Source organism: Enterococcus hulanensis (assembly GCF_005405485.1).
Taxonomy (GTDB): Bacteria; Bacillota; Bacilli; order Lactobacillales; family Enterococcaceae; genus Enterococcus_A; species Enterococcus_A hulanensis.
This window is the reverse complement of sequence record NZ_BJED01000027.1, coordinates 29012-45936: the sequence shown is the minus strand read 5'-3', so window position 1 is coordinate 45936 and position 16925 is coordinate 29012. Positions and strand designations below refer to the sequence as shown.

The following is a 16925-nucleotide window of genomic DNA, read 5'->3' as shown; positions in this document are numbered from 1 at the left end:
GTTGCTTAAAAATACTGTGAGAGGCTATTTACTAGAAAACTTAATTAATTAACTTCCACAGTTTAGTTGACAAACCCCTTTTCTATGAAATCCAGCCATTAATCGATTATTTCACTGTTGAGACAAACCCAGTAACCACAGCAATTGCGAGACTATCATTGCTTTTTGTAAATGGCACTTCTATGACCAATTGAAAATACCTCTATCACAATTTCAGAATCACGAATAACAGCTAATATTCGATAGTTTCCAATGCGATAACGCCATTCCCCACTTCGGTTTCCAGTAAATCCTTTTCCGTGTTGACGTGGGTCTGTTGTTCCTTCTAAATTTTTTCTGATCCACGCAACAATAATCGTGGCTTGGTTTCTATCCATTTTCTTCAATTGCTTCTGTGCTTGTGGCATATAAATAACTCTATACTTCATTTAGTAACTCTTCCATCTCATCTTGAGAAATGCCCATTTCTTTTTTCTCTTTGGAGATCTTAATCGCATTCTGCAATGTTTTCAAATCGATTTCATCTTCAATTTTATCAAGTACGGCATTCCGATAAAGTTCTGTCAATGAAGAATTATGCACCTTTGCGTATTCCGATACTAATTCTTTTTCATCATCGGGAATTCTAAATGTAATCGTTGATTGAGACATTCTACTCCTCCCTCCTGATTAGTTTTTAACTTTTCAAATGATTTAGTTGGTTAATATGGGGCTCTTTTAACGTTTCCATGATCTTCTGAAATTGAGTTTTTAGACTGGATTGTTTGATTTTTTGAATCAGATTTATCCGAGTTTATCATTCGGACAGTATAATTACTCATTTTCTTTTTTCAATTCTTCCAGCCTCTCAATGCTTAATTTGGAATACTTAGAGATCGTTTCTAAAGGAAGACCATCTTCTAACATTGCTCGGACAAAATCAATTTTCTCAAGTTCTCTACCTTCCTTTATTCCTTCTCTTCTGCCTTGATTCAACTTAGTAGACATAACTGCGTTACTAATAGCCTCGGCTTTGTTCATTTTTTATCCCTTCCTTGACACTCTTTTCAATCAAACAGATGATTGCTATTCCTGCTCTCTTTTCAACTCTTCCAGCTTCTCAATGCTTAATTTGGAATACTTCGAGATCGTTTCTAAAGGAAGTTCGTCTTTCAACATTGAGTGAGCGACCTCAATTCTCGCAAGTTCCCTTCCTTCTCTGATTCCTTTTCTGAACCCTTCTCTGAATCCTTCTTTAAATCCTTCCTCAAAACCTTCTCTGAATTTAGTTGACATAACCGCATTACTTATAGCTTCGGCTTTGTTCATTTTTTATCCCTTCCTTGACACTCTTTTCAATCAAACAGATGATTGCTATTCCTGCTCTTTTTTCAATTCTTCCAACTTCTCAATACTCAAACCGGTATACTTGGAGATCATTTCTAAAGGAAGATTGTCTTTCAACATTGATCGAGACACCTTAATTATCCCAAGTTCCAGCCCTTCTCTTCTGCCCTGATTCAACTTAGTAGACATAACTGCGTTACTAATAGCCTCGGCTTTGTTCATTTTTTATCCCTTCCTTGACACTCTTTTCAATCAAACAGCCTACTGCTCCTGCTCTCTTTTCAACTCTTCCAGCTTCTCGATACTTAATTTGGAATACTTGGAGATCGTTTCTAAAGGGAGATTGTCTTTCAACATTGATTGAGCGTTCTCAATTCTCGCAAGTTCCATTCCTTCTCTCACTTTAGTAGACATGACCGCATTACTAATAGCTTCGGCTTTATCTATTTTCATAATCATTTTTTGTTCCTCCCTTCCTAGGTTGTAAAAGTCGATTCGTTTTTTGGCTTCTTTGATATATTCGGGAGCTTCTGCGGCGACTTCACCGGTTTTCAGGAATGTTTGCCAGTGGTGCACGGCGGAGTTTGGCTGAATATTTTTACTTTTCAGACTAAGAAAACATAGGATCAACAGCTCTTCTTCTTGGTCTCCCAAAAATGGCTGCTGGGTCTTTTCATCAAGTAGTCGAAAGCGTCGCAAGGCATCTCCTTGCGCATCAGCTAAGTGAAAATCAATGATGTTGATTCCGTAAGCCGGATGCAAACTTGAAAACAGATTATCCTTGATAATGTTTTTGCTTTTCTTTTTGCCTAATGAGGAACGAAAAGCTTCGATCAAGTAAAACAGCGCTCGCGAGTTGAAATGATCGTGATGCTGGATCTGACACTCGATCGTCGTCTTGGTGCCGTCCTCCGTTGTTGCTAGGATATCGACTTCGGTATATTGGATTTTCGGTTTTTGTTGTGCTTTTTCGTAATTACTGATATAGCTGTCAATGTGATAAGTCTGTTTGGGTTGCAGTTCTTTGAAATCCGTTTCTAAAAGGTCATTCACAAAGGCTTTGAGGATATGCAGGGAATCTTCGGAGGTCAACATCTTCTTAAACATGTCTAGTTGCACGAACAAGCTCTTTGAAGCAATAAGCGAAAATTTTGTTAAATTTGAGGAGCAATTTATCAAAATTTTAGTCTTATTGTTCAAGAGCTGACCGAGTTCGCTCCACTTTTCTAAATAGGTCATTTGTGGGTAAATACTTCTTCATCTTTTCGCACCTTTCCAGATAGTCGCATTCTGCTGAAAAGGCTTTTCTTGCCCTTATTATAGCATGGGAAATGGCGTACTATCAAAGTTCTTCACTGATAAGGTACGTGAAAATGGGTAAAAATATTTTAAATAAATCAACTAAAATTCTCCTGCTAGATGATCGGAATTATTATCAAGATACCTAAATTAATGTACAAAAGCATCGCTTTTCTTACCTCGAAAAAAAAATTAAAAAAAGGAAGAGCCTAAGCTCCTCCTTCCTGACTTTAGTGTACCTCTTTCAAAGTACACACGCCGTCGTGGCTCTCGTATATTGTGTGTACATCATATCATCAAATAATCGCATTTGCAAATCCCTTAATTTCTAAATCGAAATCCAAGGAGATACTCCAATGGCCCCTATCCGTTTGTAGAATCGCTGGTTGATATCGTTTTTCAATAGTACTTGATTGGTGATTAAATACCTTATCATAAGTTTCTGAATCTTTTTCGGTGAAAATGTATTAAACAGACTAAGCACTTTAATTACATCATAAAATCGAATCACTTTATCAGTTGTTTTCGGAGACAGGTTTAATCGCTGAATCAGTGTACTGACAATTGTCATATTGCTTCCTGTACGATAACGACTGACCAATCCATAGTGTGCAGTAACATTCCTCAATTCATTAAGTACCTCTAGACATAAAATAAACTCTTCTTTTCCTCCATTATTGATATTAAAATCTCCCATATTATTTACAATCTTGTTTTGGATATCATGATCTAATCCATGAAATAATACGATAAGCTCAAATACCATCAAAGTATTTATAATTACCCAGAATGGAGGCTTTTTGTAACTCGAAATGTAAGGATATTTGATTTTGCAAAAATCACTGTAAGATAAACTATTTTCAAATCTGCCCGAGACACCGCTTAACATAAAATCAGTAACAGTTCCATTTGGTAAGTTTATCTGAGGATTCCTATTTGCAGATACTTTCAAGGTGCCATTAAAGACATTTGTCTTCAATCCTTTAATAGTTCCAGAAAAACTTCCCTTTAAATAATAATCGCTTCCATTTGGAGTAACACTACCGGTAAATTTTAATCTATTAGTTTCAATATTTATTGAATGCTTTGTAAATAATTTATGACTCGATTTCGGATTGACTTCCCGTGATCCAGTGCGTCGATTCGTTCTTTGCTGATAAAAATTTCTTGTATATTTTGGTTTCCCAGTACTCCTTGATGGTAACGTATAGCAATTAATATCCTGATATCTCAAATTATCTTGTACACCATTTTGGCAGTATTTTTCACAAAAATAGTATGCAATTCGTGTTTTGAGTTCGATTTCTACATTTGATATTTGGAGAAACAATTGCTCAGATATACGTTTATCCAATTTATTTACCCTGTAAAAATCTTTAATATTCTTACCTTTAGAATAAACTTTTTGATTCTGAACTGAATCATCTAGTATCAAACTTTCAAAACCATTGATAACATTGAAATAATTCTTGGTGGCAAAATATTTTTCTGCTTTATTCGTATCACCAATGCCAAGAAGTCTGTCTTTTTGTTGGATCTCAATTTGCCTTTTCAGATCAGTAAACTCTTTTTCCCGAGTCAATAGATATACCCCTCCTGTCTTTTAAGATATAACCGTAAAACTAGACAATTATTTTTTATTCACTGTAGTTGATTTTGATTATAGAGTGATGTCTATCATTCTCCTCAGAATTTTACAGTTATCATTTTGACTACTGAAATGGTGTTATTGTCTCCATATTCTACCATTATTGTTTTCCCTTCTCCATGGTATCTCGCTAAAGCTTAAATTATTCATTTTAAATCAAAAAAGAACCTGAGACACACGTCCCAGGCCCTTCTCTAAATCATTCTACTTCTTGTTCTTCTTAATCAAAGCAATGACTGCCGCAACTAACCCAGTTCCAATGAATCCCGGCCAAATGGTTGTAATCATGTTTGTCCGCGGATATTGTTTCGCTTGGGCTGTTGGATACACCTTTTTACTGACTGGTATATTCGTTGTTCCCACAGGTGTTGGTGCGGTCGCGTCTTTCAAAGTTAGTCCTTTGATCGCGGCTTGCAGCTTCGCCAATATCTGTTCGGCTTTAAGTGGATCAGGATTGACTTCTTTCAGTAAATCCTCGGCAGCTTTTTTGGCTTCTTGATACACTTTCCAACTGTCCTCGGTGTAATCCTGTTCCTTGCGGTTCTTTTGCTTTTCTTCTTTTAGGATATTTCCGATGACTTCTATTGACTTGATTTTTTCCCATTTGGCGGTTAGGGTTTTGTCGCCGATCGTTCCTTTCGGCAGCTCCGTCACTTTCGTTTCACCGTCATACCAGCCTAAGAATCGATAGCCGATTCGTCCTGGTTCTGGTAATTTAGTAACAGAATTTTCAGTGGTGAACGAAATTGGATCAATGGCGCTGCCACCTGCACTGTCGAAGGTCACCGTATACTTGATCGCTTCATATTGTGCCGTTAACCGCAAGTTTCCGATCGTACCAGCTGCCAAACTGCGAACGATAGAATTTGTACTTTGGGTACTACGATTCAGCTTGTCTTCACTGACCAGCCAGCCCAAGAAACGATAACCTGCTCGTTCTGGTCCATCAGGTAAAGCAATCGATTGATCTGAAATCGTGTACGTGATCGGACTAAGCACTTCGCCCTCAAAAGTAATCGTGTAGGTAATAATCTCCCATTTCGCGGTCAACGTACGATTGCTCGTTCCACCAATTGGGATCTCAGTCACTAGATTTTCACCTTCGAACCAGCCCATAAACTTGTGACCTTTTCGGGTAGGCGTTGGCAACGTTGAAATAGTTTCTTCTATTGTATACGGCATTGGATCGATGGCATTGCCGCCGGCGCTGTCGAAGGTTACTTTATAGGTCACTGGCGTCCATTTCGCTATCAACGTCCGGTTGCCTGTTTCGCCTTCCTTAATATTCGTTACCTTTTCTTTTCCGTCATACCAGCCGTCAAACGTGTAATGGGCTTTTGTTGGTTCAACAAACGAGTCGATTCCTTTTTCGATTGTGTATTCTTTTTCGGAGACCTTTGAGCCGCCGTTACTGTCGAAGGTTACTTTATACGTCTCCAGTTTCCATCTTGCTTCTAGCGCTCGGTTGCCCGTTTCGCCGTCTTCAATCTTTGTTACTTTTTCTTCTCCATCGTACCAGCCGTCAAACGTATAGCCAGTTCGGGTTGGGCTTGCAAATTTGTCAATGCCTTGTTCGATCGTATACGCTTTTTCTTGTACTGGTGAACCGCCGTTACTATTAAAAGTAACTTTATACGTCACTGGTGTCCATTTTGCTATCAAGGTAAGATCGCCCGTTTCACCTTTTTCAATCTTCGTTACTTTTTTCTCACCGTTATACCAGCCGTCAAACGTGTAATGGGCTTTTGTTGGTTCGACAAATTTGTCAATGCCCTGTTCAATCGTATACGCTTTTTCTTGTACTTGTGAACCGCCGGCGCTGTCAAAGGTCACTTTGTACGTCACTGGTATCCATTTCGCTATCAACGTCCGGTTGCCTGTTTCGCCGTCTTCAATCTTTGTTACTTTGTCTTCTCCATCGTACCAACCCTCAAATGTATAGCCGGAACGAATTGGCGTTTCAAACGAGGCAATCCCTTTTTCGATCGTATAAGTTTTTGGTAAAATGGACGAACCATCGTTGCTATCAAAAGTAACTGTGTACGTCTCAATTTTCCACTTAGCTTCTAGCGCTCGGTTGCCCGTATCGCCGTCTTCAATCTTCGTTACTTTTTCCTCACCATCATACCAGCCTTCAAACGTATAGCCAGAACGTGTTGGCGTTTTAAACGAGTCGATCCCTTTTTCGATCGTGTAGGTTTTATTTGATACAAGGGTGCCGCCGTTACTATTAAAAGTAACGGTGTACGTCACTGGTGTCCACTTCGCTATCAACGTACGGTTACCCGTTTCGCCTTTTTCGATCTTCGTTACTTTATCCTCACCGTCATACCAGCCGTCAAACGTGTAATGGGCTTTTGTTGGTTCAACAAATTTGTCAATGCCCTGTTCGATCGTATACACTTTTTCTTGTACTTGTGAACCGCCGGCGCTGTCAAAGGTAACTTTGTACGTCACTGGCGTCCATTTCGCTATCAACGTCCGGTCGCCCGTTTCACCTTTTTCAATCTTCGTTACTTTATCTTCACCATCATACCAGCCTTCAAACGTATAGCCAGTTCGGGTTGGCGTTTCAAACGAGTCGATCCCTTTTTCGATTGTGTAGGTCTTTTGTGAAACGGCTGAACCATCGTTGCTATCAAAAGTCACGGTGTACGTCTCAATTTTCCATTTTGCTTCTAGCGACCGGTTACCCGTTTCGCCGACTGGAATTGATTCGACTTTTGTTTGTCCATCATACCAGCCTTCAAAGGTATAACCAGTGCGAGTTGGCGCTTTAAATGTATCAATTCCTGTTTCTATCGTGTACTCTTTTTCGGAAACATGTGTGCCACCGTTGCTATTAAAAGTAACTTTGTACGTCACTGGTGTCCATTTCGCTATCAACGTCCGGTCGCCCGTTTCACCTTTTTCAATCTTCGTTACTTTGTCCTCACCGTCATACCAGCCTTCAAACGTGTAATGGTCTTTTTGGGGTTCAGCAAACGAGTCGATTCCTTTTTCGATCGTGTAGGTTTCATTTGGTACAGAGGTGCCGCCTTTACTATTAAAGGTAACTTTATACGTTTCCAGTTTCCATTTGGCTTCTAACGTCCGGTTGCCGGTTTCGCCGGTTTCGATCTTCGTTATTTTATCTTCACCATCATACCAGCCTTCAAACGTATAGCCAGTTCGGGTTGGTGTTTCGAACGAGTCGATTCCTTTTTCGATCGTGTACTCTTTATCTGAAACTTGAGATCCATCTTTACTATCAAAAGTAACGGTATAAGTGATCGGGTTCCATTGGGCATAAAGTTTTACCTGTGCACCTTCAGTTGTTGATAAATTTTTGACCGCTTCTTTATCTGAGTAACTGTCTCCGCCGCCATCAGATTCTTTATTCCAACCACCAAAATCATAGCCATTACGAGTAAACTGATTGGCAGGCAGTTGCTGCTCTTCATCCACAGACAACTCCTGATCGCTCATAGTCCCTTCACCCTTGTTAGCATCAAACTTGATCGTATATCTAGCCTTCCGCCAGCTTGCGGTCAACTCGATAGGTTCAGTGATTGGCGTATCAAAAATGAACGGATCACCGTTGAATGTCCATTCATCAAATATTAGGTCACCTTTTGTTCCTTTATAGTCAGGTTTATCAGCCGATTTACTTTCAAAAATATACTGAGGATCAGGTGTATTGCCACTTCCACCATTTAGATCAAAGGAAACCTTATGTTTCTTCTGAATCGTGTATACATGATTTTTAGATGCTCCAGTTAAATTATTATGTGCAGTCGTAAAATCAGCGGTTGAATCGTAATCCGCTTCATAATCATCCTTCACCCAGTGATACGTCGTTTTTCCTGAGAGATTAGGAAGATCTCGTAATTCATGACCATTCTTAAACTTAAAGTCTGAAGACAGTGTCAACTTTGAAAGGTTGTTGCTGTAATAAAACATCCGACCCATATCCAAAACATTGCTCGTATTCCAGCCGGATAAGTTTAGGTCTTGTAACTGACTACACTCACCAAACATCCATCTCATATTCTCTACGTTGCTCGTATTCCAGTCGGTTAAATCTAACTCTTTCAACTCACTACAGTCTAAGAACATAGCGTCCATATCCTGAAGTTGGCTCGTATCCCAGTCGGATAGGTTCAAGTCTTTCAACTGACTACACTCATTAAACATCCTGCTCATATTCTCTACTTTGTTCGTATTCCAGTCGGTTAAATCTAACTCTTTCAACTCACTACATCCACTAAACATAGATCTCATATCCTGAACTTGGCTCGTATTCAAACCGGTTACGTTCAAATCTTGCAACTGACTACACCCATTAAACATAGATCTCATATCCTGAACTTGACTCGTATTCCAGCCGGATAGGTTTAAGTCTTTCAACTGACTACAATAAGAAAACATAGAGTCCATACTCTGAACATTGCTCGTATTCAAACCGGATACGTTTAACTCTTTCAATTCACTACACCCATAAAACATCTGCTTCATATCCTGAACTTGATTCGTATTCCAGCCGGTTACGTTCAAATCTCGCAACTGACTACAGTTAGAAAACATATAGCTCATATCCTGAATTTCCGAAGAATCCGCATTCCCAAAATCAACAAAGGTGAGTGTAGTATTAGAATAATATCCGCCACCCATCGGACGAGCAAACAAATCCTTAAACGTCCCTACCAGCTTAACAGGTGTCTCCCCTTCACCAGCCGATTCAATCTTGAAGGTTTCTGTTACCGCCCCATTTTCATTTGCCATCTGATTTTTCAACACAGTCCCCAAATTAATTTCCACTGGTTTCCCATAAATCTTCGCCGGAACGGTGATATGGGTCGGATCACCATTGTAAGAGGTAATCTCCATATAGGTTCCTTTATCTTCAAAACCCCAACCTTCAGCAGTCGGATTATCTAAAGTCTTAATCTTATACGTATGATTTGTTGCTGTCTCAGCCAAGTCATTATGCGCTGCAATGAAAGCAGCTGTTGAATCATACATTTCCACAAAATCATCCTTCACCCAACGAGAGGCCGCATCAGGAAGCCCACGTAAGTAAGTATCATTTTTAAACTCAAAGTCTGAAGACAGGGTCAATGTTGAAAGGTTGCCGCTGTAAACGAACATGTGTTCCATAGTCTGGACACTGTTGGTATTCCAGCCGGATAAATTTAATTCTTGCAACTGGTTACAGTTAGTAAACATATACCTCATATTCTCAACTAGGCTCGTATCCCACCCTGCTAGGTCTACCTTTTGTAATTCCGTACAGTAACCAAACATAAAATTCATATCCTTAATTCCCGAACAATCAGCATTTCCAAAATCAACAGAAGTTAGTGTCGTATTAGGCCTCAATTCTCCTTCCATAAACAACCCCTCAAACGTCCCTACCACCTTAACGGGTGTCTCCCCTTCACCAGACCTTTCAATTTTAAAGGTTTCTGTTGACGATCCCATCGAACCAGCCATCTTCTCTTTCAACACAGTTCCCAAATTAATTTCCACTGGTTTTCCATAAATCTTCGCCGGAACGGTGATATTGGTCGGGTCACCATTGTAAGAGGTAATCTCCATATAGCTTCCTTTATCATCAAACCCCCATCCTTCAGCAGTCGGATTATCTAAAGTCTTAATCGTATAAGTATGATTTGTTGCGGGTTCAGTCAAGTCATTATGCGCTGTAATGAAAGCAGCTGTTGAATCATACATTGTAGCAGAATCATCCTTCACCCAACGAGAGGTCGCATTAGGAAGCTCACGTAACCGAGTATTAGCTTTAAACTCAAAATCTGAAGACAATGTCAATGTTGAAAGGTTGTTGCTGCCATAAAACATCAAATACATATCCTGAACTTGGCTCGTATGCCAACCGGATAAGTTTAAGTCTTTCAACTGAGTACAATCAAAAAACATTTCGCTCATATTTTCTACATTGCTCGTATTCCAGCCGGTTAAATTTAAGTCTTTCAACTGAGTACACCCATTAAACATGGCGTACATATTAACTACTTTGCTCGTATTCCAGCCAGATAAGTCTAATTCTTGCAACTGAGTACATTTACCAAACATAGAGCTCATATCCCTAATTTCCGAACAATCCGCATTCCCAAAATCAACTGAGATTAATGTGTTATTGGAGTAAGAAGCTGTAGGATCGCCTGAACGAGCAAACAGAGTCTCAAACGTCCCTACCACCTTAACAGGTGTCCCCCCTTCACCAGCCGATTCAATCTTGAAGGTTTGCGTTACCGCCTCATTTTCATTCGCCATCTTCTCTTTCAACACAGTTCCCAAATTAATTTCCACTGGTTTTCCTTCAATCTTCGCCGGAACGGTAATATTCACCAAGTTCCCTGTGTAATTTGTAATTTCTACATAGGTTCCTCGATTTTCATACTCCCAGCCTTCACTAGTCGTATTAGCACGAGGTTGCGGTTGTGCACGGGTTTTAGCGGTGTCGGCTTGTTGATCCATTTCATCTGATTTTTTTTCTTCATCAGCGGACTTTGATTCGGTTTCTTTTTGGGCTTTGGCATCATCAGTTGTAGTTGGTGGTGTTTCTTGGGCTGCGCCTTCTTGATTTGCGGTGGGCGGCGGTGTTTCTGATGCAAGTTCGCTGCTTGCTACGGTAGGTAAAGCGGCGGTGTTTGGTTGTGCTTGGGCTACTTCTTCGGTTGCTGTTTCTGTTGCAAATACTTGTAATGGCACGATCGCGTAGCTGCCTAAGACGATTAGCACACTTCCAGCGACACTGATCAATTGTTTATTGATCTTCTTGTAAACAAATCGCTGGATTCGTTCAGCATGTTTTCCCATTCTTTTATTGTTCATCTCCATCCCCCAGATTCTTTGTCTTTTCCACTTTATTTCTAAACAAACTATCTATTTTCCCTGTTATTATTCTATCTTAATTATAACCGATTTTTAATTTTATACCATATGAATAAGTGATTAAACAATTAAAGTTCAAATTATCATTCTCCATTTCTTTTCTATTTTTTTAAAATATTGGAAAATCAATTGAGAAACTATTTTTAATCAATATTTTTGCAAAAAAAAAAGAAGTCACCCGACTTCTCTACTGCTGCTGCACCAGCACTTCCTCTACACCATCTATATACACCTGCTCATACACCGCTTCATGCAACCGATACCCGCGTCCCCAACAGGTTTCGATGATTGGTCCTTCCACACCTTGTCCGGCTAGTTTGTCCTTTAGGTGTTTGACCATCACTGAAAGCTGGGACATGCTGGAATTGCTCTTGCCGCGGTTCCACATGCGGAGGCAGATTTCTTCTCTTGGGATGGTTTGTTTTTGTTGTTGGTAAAGGACTTGGAAGAGCTTTACCTCGCCGCTGCTTAGTGAGAAGGTGGACAGCGGACGTTTGTCTTCGGCTTTCGGTAGAAAGACGATGTTGCCTTCTTTGCGGACTTTTTCGCAGCTGAGTTTTTCTCGCAGGTCTTCTAGCGTGGGCTGGCTTTCGATCCATTCGGTCAGGCCTTGATCTTTCCAGTCGTCGAGCTGCGCGTCTTCTAATTGTTCGTCAGATTTTCTAAGGATCGGAGTCGCGCAGGTGCTTAGGGTGCCTAAGAGTTCTTTGACTTCGGCGTTTGCCAGTGTTTCGCTGAGAATAATCAGATCAAACATGCGGATGATGTCGTGGTTCGCGTTTTGCGACAGGCAGAGATTGATCATCAGTCTTGAGGTGAAGACCTCGTGTCCGAGCTGGCGCAGGCGTTCTTCAAAGGCTTGTTCGTTTAATGGGTTATTGGTTAATAGTAATATTTGGCTCATGGTCATTCCTTCTTTCTCGTTAGATAGTGAGGCGTTGCGATTGGTTATGGAGCTCGCCTTTTAGCAGGCATTGGTAAAAATAGGCGTTCAACTGATAGCCTTCTCCCCAGATGGTGTGGACGGCTTCCTCGATTCCATAGGCTTCGAAGACTTTTTTCCTGATCTTCGTAACGGATGAGGACAGTTGGCTTAGTTTGGAGTTTTGATTTTTAGAGCGCCAGCCGCGGCAAAGTTCGTCGCGCTTCATGGATAGGCTCTTGGACGTGATCAGTCGGCGAATGATGTCCTTTTCCAGCTTGGTAAAATGAATGTCTGAAAAGTATAAGGGAAAGGCCTTCTTGCTCTGACTTAATGTGAACGTAGCGCTGTTTGGTCCTTGGGTAGACGCTACCTGCTGGATCAAGGACTTATGCAGCAGCTTTTCCCTCAGCCGTTCCAACGAAGTCGTCGCCAATAGCCAATCGAAAATGCGCCACCTGCGCCATTCCGACACCGTCTCCTCGGAAGGTTCCTCGCCGACGATCCGCACGAGATAGTCCTGTTGGCACTGCTCCGCAAAATCCCGCGTCTCCGCGTCTGAGATCGTCTCACTCAAAAAGATCCACTGGAAGGACTCCATGAAGTGATCCGACTTGCGGGAGTGCTCCCAATTCTCCCAAAGCGAAACAGACACCAGTACCTCGTAATTCAATTTTTGTAATTGCTGCTGCAAATAGCTTTCTACTGAAATATTCCTGGTTAAGATCAAAATCCGATTCATTTTCCACCTCGTTCTTGTGTTGCGTAAACAACCCGTTGATATGTACTAGCCGCCCGAAAGATCGAGCGGCTCTATTTTTATGTCAGACAGACGGATGATTCAGCGCGAGCAGCACTTTCTGAACGAACGTTACGCGTCGAACAAAGGGAAACACCCATTAGACTGATCGAACGCTTCTATAGTAAATAGTAAATGCGCTCGGATTAATTCGCTAAAAAGTAATTCAACTGCGCTTGCCAATCAAGGTATAGGAAGATCGCCGCGGCGATCGCTACCAGCATGATGAACAGCAGGCCGCAATCAACCAGCAGCACCGTCGACTTCTTCTTATACTCCATTCGTAATCGGCTGTCCTTGATAAAGAAAAGCAAGAAACTAATCAATCCGATCACAGCGATCGCACCGAAAACTCCCAGCCACATTGGAATCGTCATCTCTTTCTTTCCCCTTTCTGGCTATGGCGTGTCGTCTAAACTCCACACCAATTTCCCTTCGTAAAGCTCGTACTGATTCCCCGGAACTTCGAGCTCGACATTGCTCCAATCGATCTCTGTTCGGAACAAGCCTTGTGCATCTGTTGGATTAACGATTCCCCACAATTTCTGTGCTGGATCGCCAGAATTGAAACTCATCGTTCTTGGAATACCATCAACGCCAGTCGCATAATTCGACCAAGTTACTCCATCATCGATAGAGTTTTGTAAATTGATTGGCATTGTTAATTTCGCCCAAGGCATCACGATACTTGGATTATCTGTGCGTTTTAGTTGTTGCAACGCCGCAGTCAGTTTCCATCCTTTAGTCGTGTCTGTATTATCAACAGTCAGGTGGTTCTTTTGACTCGCTGCGGAAAGATTCGCGGTTTGCGTAAATTTCTCGCTTTGCAGCATACCAAAATCAAGTTTTGGCGCGTCGATGATTTTCAGTGCTGGTGGTGGCGCTAATGTTACAAACTCTTCGGAAGCCGACCAGTCTGACCAACCACCTAGATTTTCTACTTGGTAGCGTACATGATATTTCGTACTTGCCTTCAGTTTACTAATAGTGAATGTTCCTTTTGTACTTGAAGTATTAATCGACTGACTATCAAGCTTAGGTGATGAACTACTATCTACATCTTCCCAATTTGGGGCACCATCCAGTTTAACTTGAACCTTCACTTTATCTGGATGAGCTGGGGTTGTTCCTGCTGGACCGATCCCGTAGACACCTGATATTGTGGCAGAAGCGTTATACTTACTAATGGCAGGATGAGTATTAATTGTTGGTTTCAATACTGTATTTTTTGTATGTGCTATTACTTCATTGTTAGCTAGAGTAGCCTCATCGTATTGATAATTATCTGTTGAATCCATTAAAAGGAGTCGTATCTTATAAGCCGTCCCTGTATCTAAACCTTGTATTTGTTTTCCACTATAAGTACCACCTAAAGTTTGTGTATAGGGCAGAGTATTTGTTACCTGTACCCAACTTCCTCCTCCTGTTTGATACCATAAGTATCCATTATCCTTTTTTGTTGGATCTGTAGAGGTTTGACCAGCATAAGTACCACTCTTCATAGTAACTTCATTATGTTTAGTTAATACGCCATCAATGACTGGTTTACTTATCCTTAATGGGACACCTTTAGTTTTAAATACAAGTTCAGATGACCATGATGACCATACACCACTGTCATTTTTCACTCGATATCTTGTTCGCTGAGTAGAATTTTGTTTTAAACCTAATAACTTATATGTCACAGTTTCCGCGCTTTTATTGACGGTAAATGTACTTGATACAGTATCCCAAATACCCGTATTACTATTATAAAGCCTTACCTGAACTTCTTTAGGATGGGCTTTATTGGTTCCTGTACTGACTATATACTTACCAGTTATTGTTGCTGTTGCATCATTTTCAGTTGTAGGCACTCCAAATGCGCTATTATCAGCTATCGGCGTCTCAACATTATTGGGTGTGTAAAAGGGAGTCGATGCAGATATAACTTGTGTATCAAAAACATCATTCAATATAACTCTCCCTTCATAATTTGTCCCTGGCAGAACGTTTACAAAGTTTTTACCACTATAGGAACCATTCTTCGAAACATCATGTTGTAAATCTGTAACATGATTCTTCCATAAACCATCGTTACCTTTTACTTGTAAGATACCATCATAGGGTTTCTGTGAAATGTCTCCTGTATAACTTCCAGGTTCCAACCTTGCTGAATAGCCATTTCCTTCAAATGAAGAGAATTTTGGAGGAGCTACAAATTTTAAATCAGTTGTTTTAGGAGCTCCAAATGTATAAAAAATCTGAGCACTACTTGGATACTGATAGTAATGAAAGTATTCAAATTTCGTATTATTATTAGTCGGTATTTTTTCTACCTCTATTTTTGTTACATTAGTAGACCAAACTTCCCATTCAGAAAAATCTACTTTACGTATTTCCGCTGTTCGGGTGTTTGATAAATTTTTTATTCTCTCTGGTCCACAAATAGCTGAATTAGTTAATGGTATTTGTCCTAAAGTTAGACTTCCATTTACGGTTTTCCCATTAGAGTCATACACGGCCGGAGTCCCAATAGCACTTCCTACTGTTAAACTAAACTGATAAGGGGTACTGTTAAGTTTACTCTCAGCTTCTGCCAAAGTTGGAGCAGTGAAAGTTCCGTATCCTCTGAAACTCCAATTTAATGTAGCAAACATTGTTACTTCATTTTTTTTCGTATAAACCAACCTATCAATAACTGGATAATTTATATTAGCGAAGTTCGGATCAGGATTGCTTATTTGCTTACTATTTATAGTAGGTTGTTCTGTAGTTTCAAAAGCCATCGGCATTATCCCCAGCCCACGTTGAAACGCCTCACGATAATTATCCTGCATCGCAGGAATTTGACTATTGTTTCCTAGCGTTTTTGGACTATCATCGCCTGTTCCCATTGTTGATGGATCGATAACGATTGGCTCCTCAGCGTTCGAGTCTTCTTTCGGTCCACTGCTTTCGACAATATTTTCTTTGGTTACCTCAGTGCTTCCCTGTTCAGAAGTGGTACTTTCTTGCGACGAAGAAGCCGTTTCAGAAGGTTTTTCCTGCACTTCTTCTTTGACTTTTGTCACAGAACCAACGTCTAATGAAGCTTTTTGTTGTTCCTGATCTTCTTCTGAGTATTTCACTGTATAGTCTGCGGCTAACCGATAGTTTGATTCACCCGTTTCGGTTACTGGTTTTTCATAGTCAAATGAAAAAGCGCTGTCAGTTACGTTCACGCCATTTCCCTCAATTGAAAAACGATGAACCTCTTGCCAAGTACCTGCTTCAGTCAAGCGTTGAAGGATCAACGCGGATAAAATCGTCTGACTGGGTACATTCTCGCGCACTTCTTCACCTGCGGAGACAGAACCTTTGATCGTTAACCTATTTTCCAACTGTTTTTCTTGGAAATGAACTGCTGGAACTGGCGAGTCTGCCTTTGGTTCTTCCAACATTTGATTATCTTCATAAGTAAGCTCGCGTTTTGGTTCTTCGACCTTTTGTGTTGAAGCTGTTGGAACATCTTCTTTTGAAGAGTTGAGCGTCGGTAGTTCTGGTCCAGAGGAAGAAACTGCTTTTTCTGATTGCGTTGTACTTGGTACGGTACTAACTTCCTCACTCGCTTCTGTGTTCGCAAATGCTGCCCCGCTCAAGATAAAGGTACTTGCTAAGAAATATCCCATCAATGCGGTACGGAAAACTTTTTGTTTATTTAGTCTCATTCCTATTTCCTCCTTCCTGCGAATCATTGTCCTCTCTGATTCGGAAGAATAGAAACAGCCAGAACCAAACCGCTAAACAAAAAATTCCGATCACATTTATCCAACTGGTCTGAATCATTCCCGTTTTCGGCAAAGCCCTTATCCTTCGTGCTTGATATATCTTATCGCCAGAAGTCAATGGCAGTACATTCTCCTTTGGTGTCGCAGGTATTTCTTTGGGTAATGGTTGTACTTCTTTGAAACCAATCCCAATCTCTATATCTTGCTCCTCTGCTGCTTGAGTAGCTACCGGCAGAAGGAAACATAATAATAGTAGAAAGAATACCCACTTTTTATGTTTCACAT

13 protein-coding genes are annotated in these 16925 nt (G+C 40.6%); all 13 read right to left on the bottom strand.

The features are described from left to right. Window positions 1-155: 155 nt before the first annotated feature. The 13 genes from FFR60_RS21040 to FFR60_RS20980 all read right to left on the bottom strand — a co-directional run bounded on the left by FFR60_RS21040 (window position 156) and on the right by FFR60_RS20980 (window position 16923). Window positions 156-428, bottom strand: a complete 273-nt coding sequence (locus tag FFR60_RS21040; RefSeq protein ID WP_137665690.1) for a type II toxin-antitoxin system RelE family toxin — start codon at window positions 426-428, stop codon at window positions 156-158. Continuing rightward, entirely contained in the window at window positions 418-651 is a 234-nt protein-coding gene (relB, locus tag FFR60_RS21035; RefSeq protein WP_088935677.1) for a type II toxin-antitoxin system RelB family antitoxin, read from the bottom strand. Before relB ends, FFR60_RS21040 begins: the two co-directional genes overlap by 11 nt. Before the next feature lie 162 nt (window positions 652-813). Further along, on the bottom strand, window positions 814-1020 hold the full coding sequence (locus tag FFR60_RS21030; protein WP_137665689.1) for a hypothetical protein: 207 nt from the start codon (window positions 1018-1020) through the stop codon (window positions 814-816). A 45-nt stretch (window positions 1021-1065) separates the two neighbouring features. Further along, window positions 1066-1308, bottom strand: coding sequence for an RpnC/YadD family protein (locus tag FFR60_RS21025; protein WP_137665688.1), 243 nt, complete (start codon window positions 1306-1308; stop codon window positions 1066-1068). A gap of 45 nt (window positions 1309-1353) precedes the next feature. Further along, window positions 1354-1548: a hypothetical protein gene (locus FFR60_RS21020; RefSeq protein WP_137665687.1), complete on the bottom strand. Its 195-nt coding sequence runs from the start codon at window positions 1546-1548 to the stop codon at window positions 1354-1356. Window positions 1549-1587: 39 nt separating this feature from the next. Continuing rightward, the gene (locus tag FFR60_RS21015) at window positions 1588-2445 is read right to left on the bottom strand and encodes an Rpn family recombination-promoting nuclease/putative transposase (RefSeq protein WP_249355060.1); all 858 of its coding nucleotides are present in this window, start codon (window positions 2443-2445) and stop codon (window positions 1588-1590) included. 508 nt (window positions 2446-2953) lie between these two features. Further along, the gene (locus FFR60_RS21010) at window positions 2954-4207 is read right to left on the bottom strand and encodes an Abi family protein (protein WP_137665686.1); all 1254 of its coding nucleotides are present in this window, start codon (window positions 4205-4207) and stop codon (window positions 2954-2956) included. Between the two features lie 270 nt (window positions 4208-4477). Further along, window positions 4478-11110 (bottom strand): InlB B-repeat-containing protein, encoded by a 6633-nt coding sequence (locus FFR60_RS21005; RefSeq protein WP_171004996.1) that lies wholly within the window; start codon window positions 11108-11110, stop codon window positions 4478-4480. Window positions 11111-11357: 247 nt separating this feature from the next. After that, window positions 11358-12074 (bottom strand): helix-turn-helix domain-containing protein, encoded by a 717-nt coding sequence (locus FFR60_RS21000; RefSeq protein WP_137665684.1) that lies wholly within the window; start codon window positions 12072-12074, stop codon window positions 11358-11360. Window positions 12075-12093: 19 nt separating this feature from the next. Next, window positions 12094-12834, bottom strand: coding sequence for a helix-turn-helix domain-containing protein (locus tag FFR60_RS20995; RefSeq protein ID WP_137665683.1), 741 nt, complete (start codon window positions 12832-12834; stop codon window positions 12094-12096). 203 nt (window positions 12835-13037) lie between these two features. Next, window positions 13038-13268, bottom strand: a complete 231-nt coding sequence (locus FFR60_RS20990) for a hypothetical protein (protein WP_088935666.1) — start codon at window positions 13266-13268, stop codon at window positions 13038-13040. A gap of 21 nt (window positions 13269-13289) precedes the next feature. Further along, on the bottom strand, window positions 13290-16580 hold the full coding sequence (locus tag FFR60_RS20985) for a hypothetical protein (RefSeq protein ID WP_137665682.1): 3291 nt from the start codon (window positions 16578-16580) through the stop codon (window positions 13290-13292). Further along, window positions 16567-16923 (bottom strand): LPXTG cell wall anchor domain-containing protein, encoded by a 357-nt coding sequence (locus FFR60_RS20980; RefSeq protein WP_137665681.1) that lies wholly within the window; start codon window positions 16921-16923, stop codon window positions 16567-16569. Before FFR60_RS20980 ends, FFR60_RS20985 begins: the two co-directional genes overlap by 14 nt. Between the last annotated feature and the right edge of the window lie 2 nt (window positions 16924-16925).

What these genes read in the sequence shown, in the direction of transcription:
- FFR60_RS21025 (WP_137665688.1), bottom strand. Translation starts at nt 1,308, where the DNA reads ATGAACAAAGCCGAAGCTATAAGTAATGCGGTTATGTCAACTAAATTC.
- FFR60_RS20990 (WP_088935666.1), bottom strand. Translation starts at nt 13,268, where the DNA reads ATGACGATTCCAATGTGGCTGGGAGTTTTCGGTGCGATCGCTGTGATC.
- FFR60_RS21030 (WP_137665689.1), bottom strand. Translation starts at nt 1,020, where the DNA reads ATGAACAAAGCCGAGGCTATTAGTAACGCAGTTATGTCTACTAAGTTG.
- FFR60_RS21005 (WP_171004996.1), bottom strand. Translation starts at nt 11,110, where the DNA reads ATGAACAATAAAAGAATGGGAAAACATGCTGAACGAATCCAGCGATTT.
- FFR60_RS20995 (WP_137665683.1), bottom strand. Translation starts at nt 12,834, where the DNA reads ATGAATCGGATTTTGATCTTAACCAGGAATATTTCAGTAGAAAGCTAT.
- FFR60_RS21040 (WP_137665690.1), bottom strand. Translation starts at nt 428, where the DNA reads ATGAAGTATAGAGTTATTTATATGCCACAAGCACAGAAGCAATTGAAG.
- FFR60_RS20985 (WP_137665682.1), bottom strand. Translation starts at nt 16,580, where the DNA reads ATGAGACTAAATAAACAAAAAGTTTTCCGTACCGCATTGATGGGATAT.
- FFR60_RS21020 (WP_137665687.1), bottom strand. Translation starts at nt 1,548, where the DNA reads ATGAACAAAGCCGAGGCTATTAGTAACGCAGTTATGTCTACTAAGTTG.
- relB (WP_088935677.1), bottom strand. Translation starts at nt 651, where the DNA reads ATGTCTCAATCAACGATTACATTTAGAATTCCCGATGATGAAAAAGAA.
- FFR60_RS21000 (WP_137665684.1), bottom strand. Translation starts at nt 12,074, where the DNA reads ATGAGCCAAATATTACTATTAACCAATAACCCATTAAACGAACAAGCC.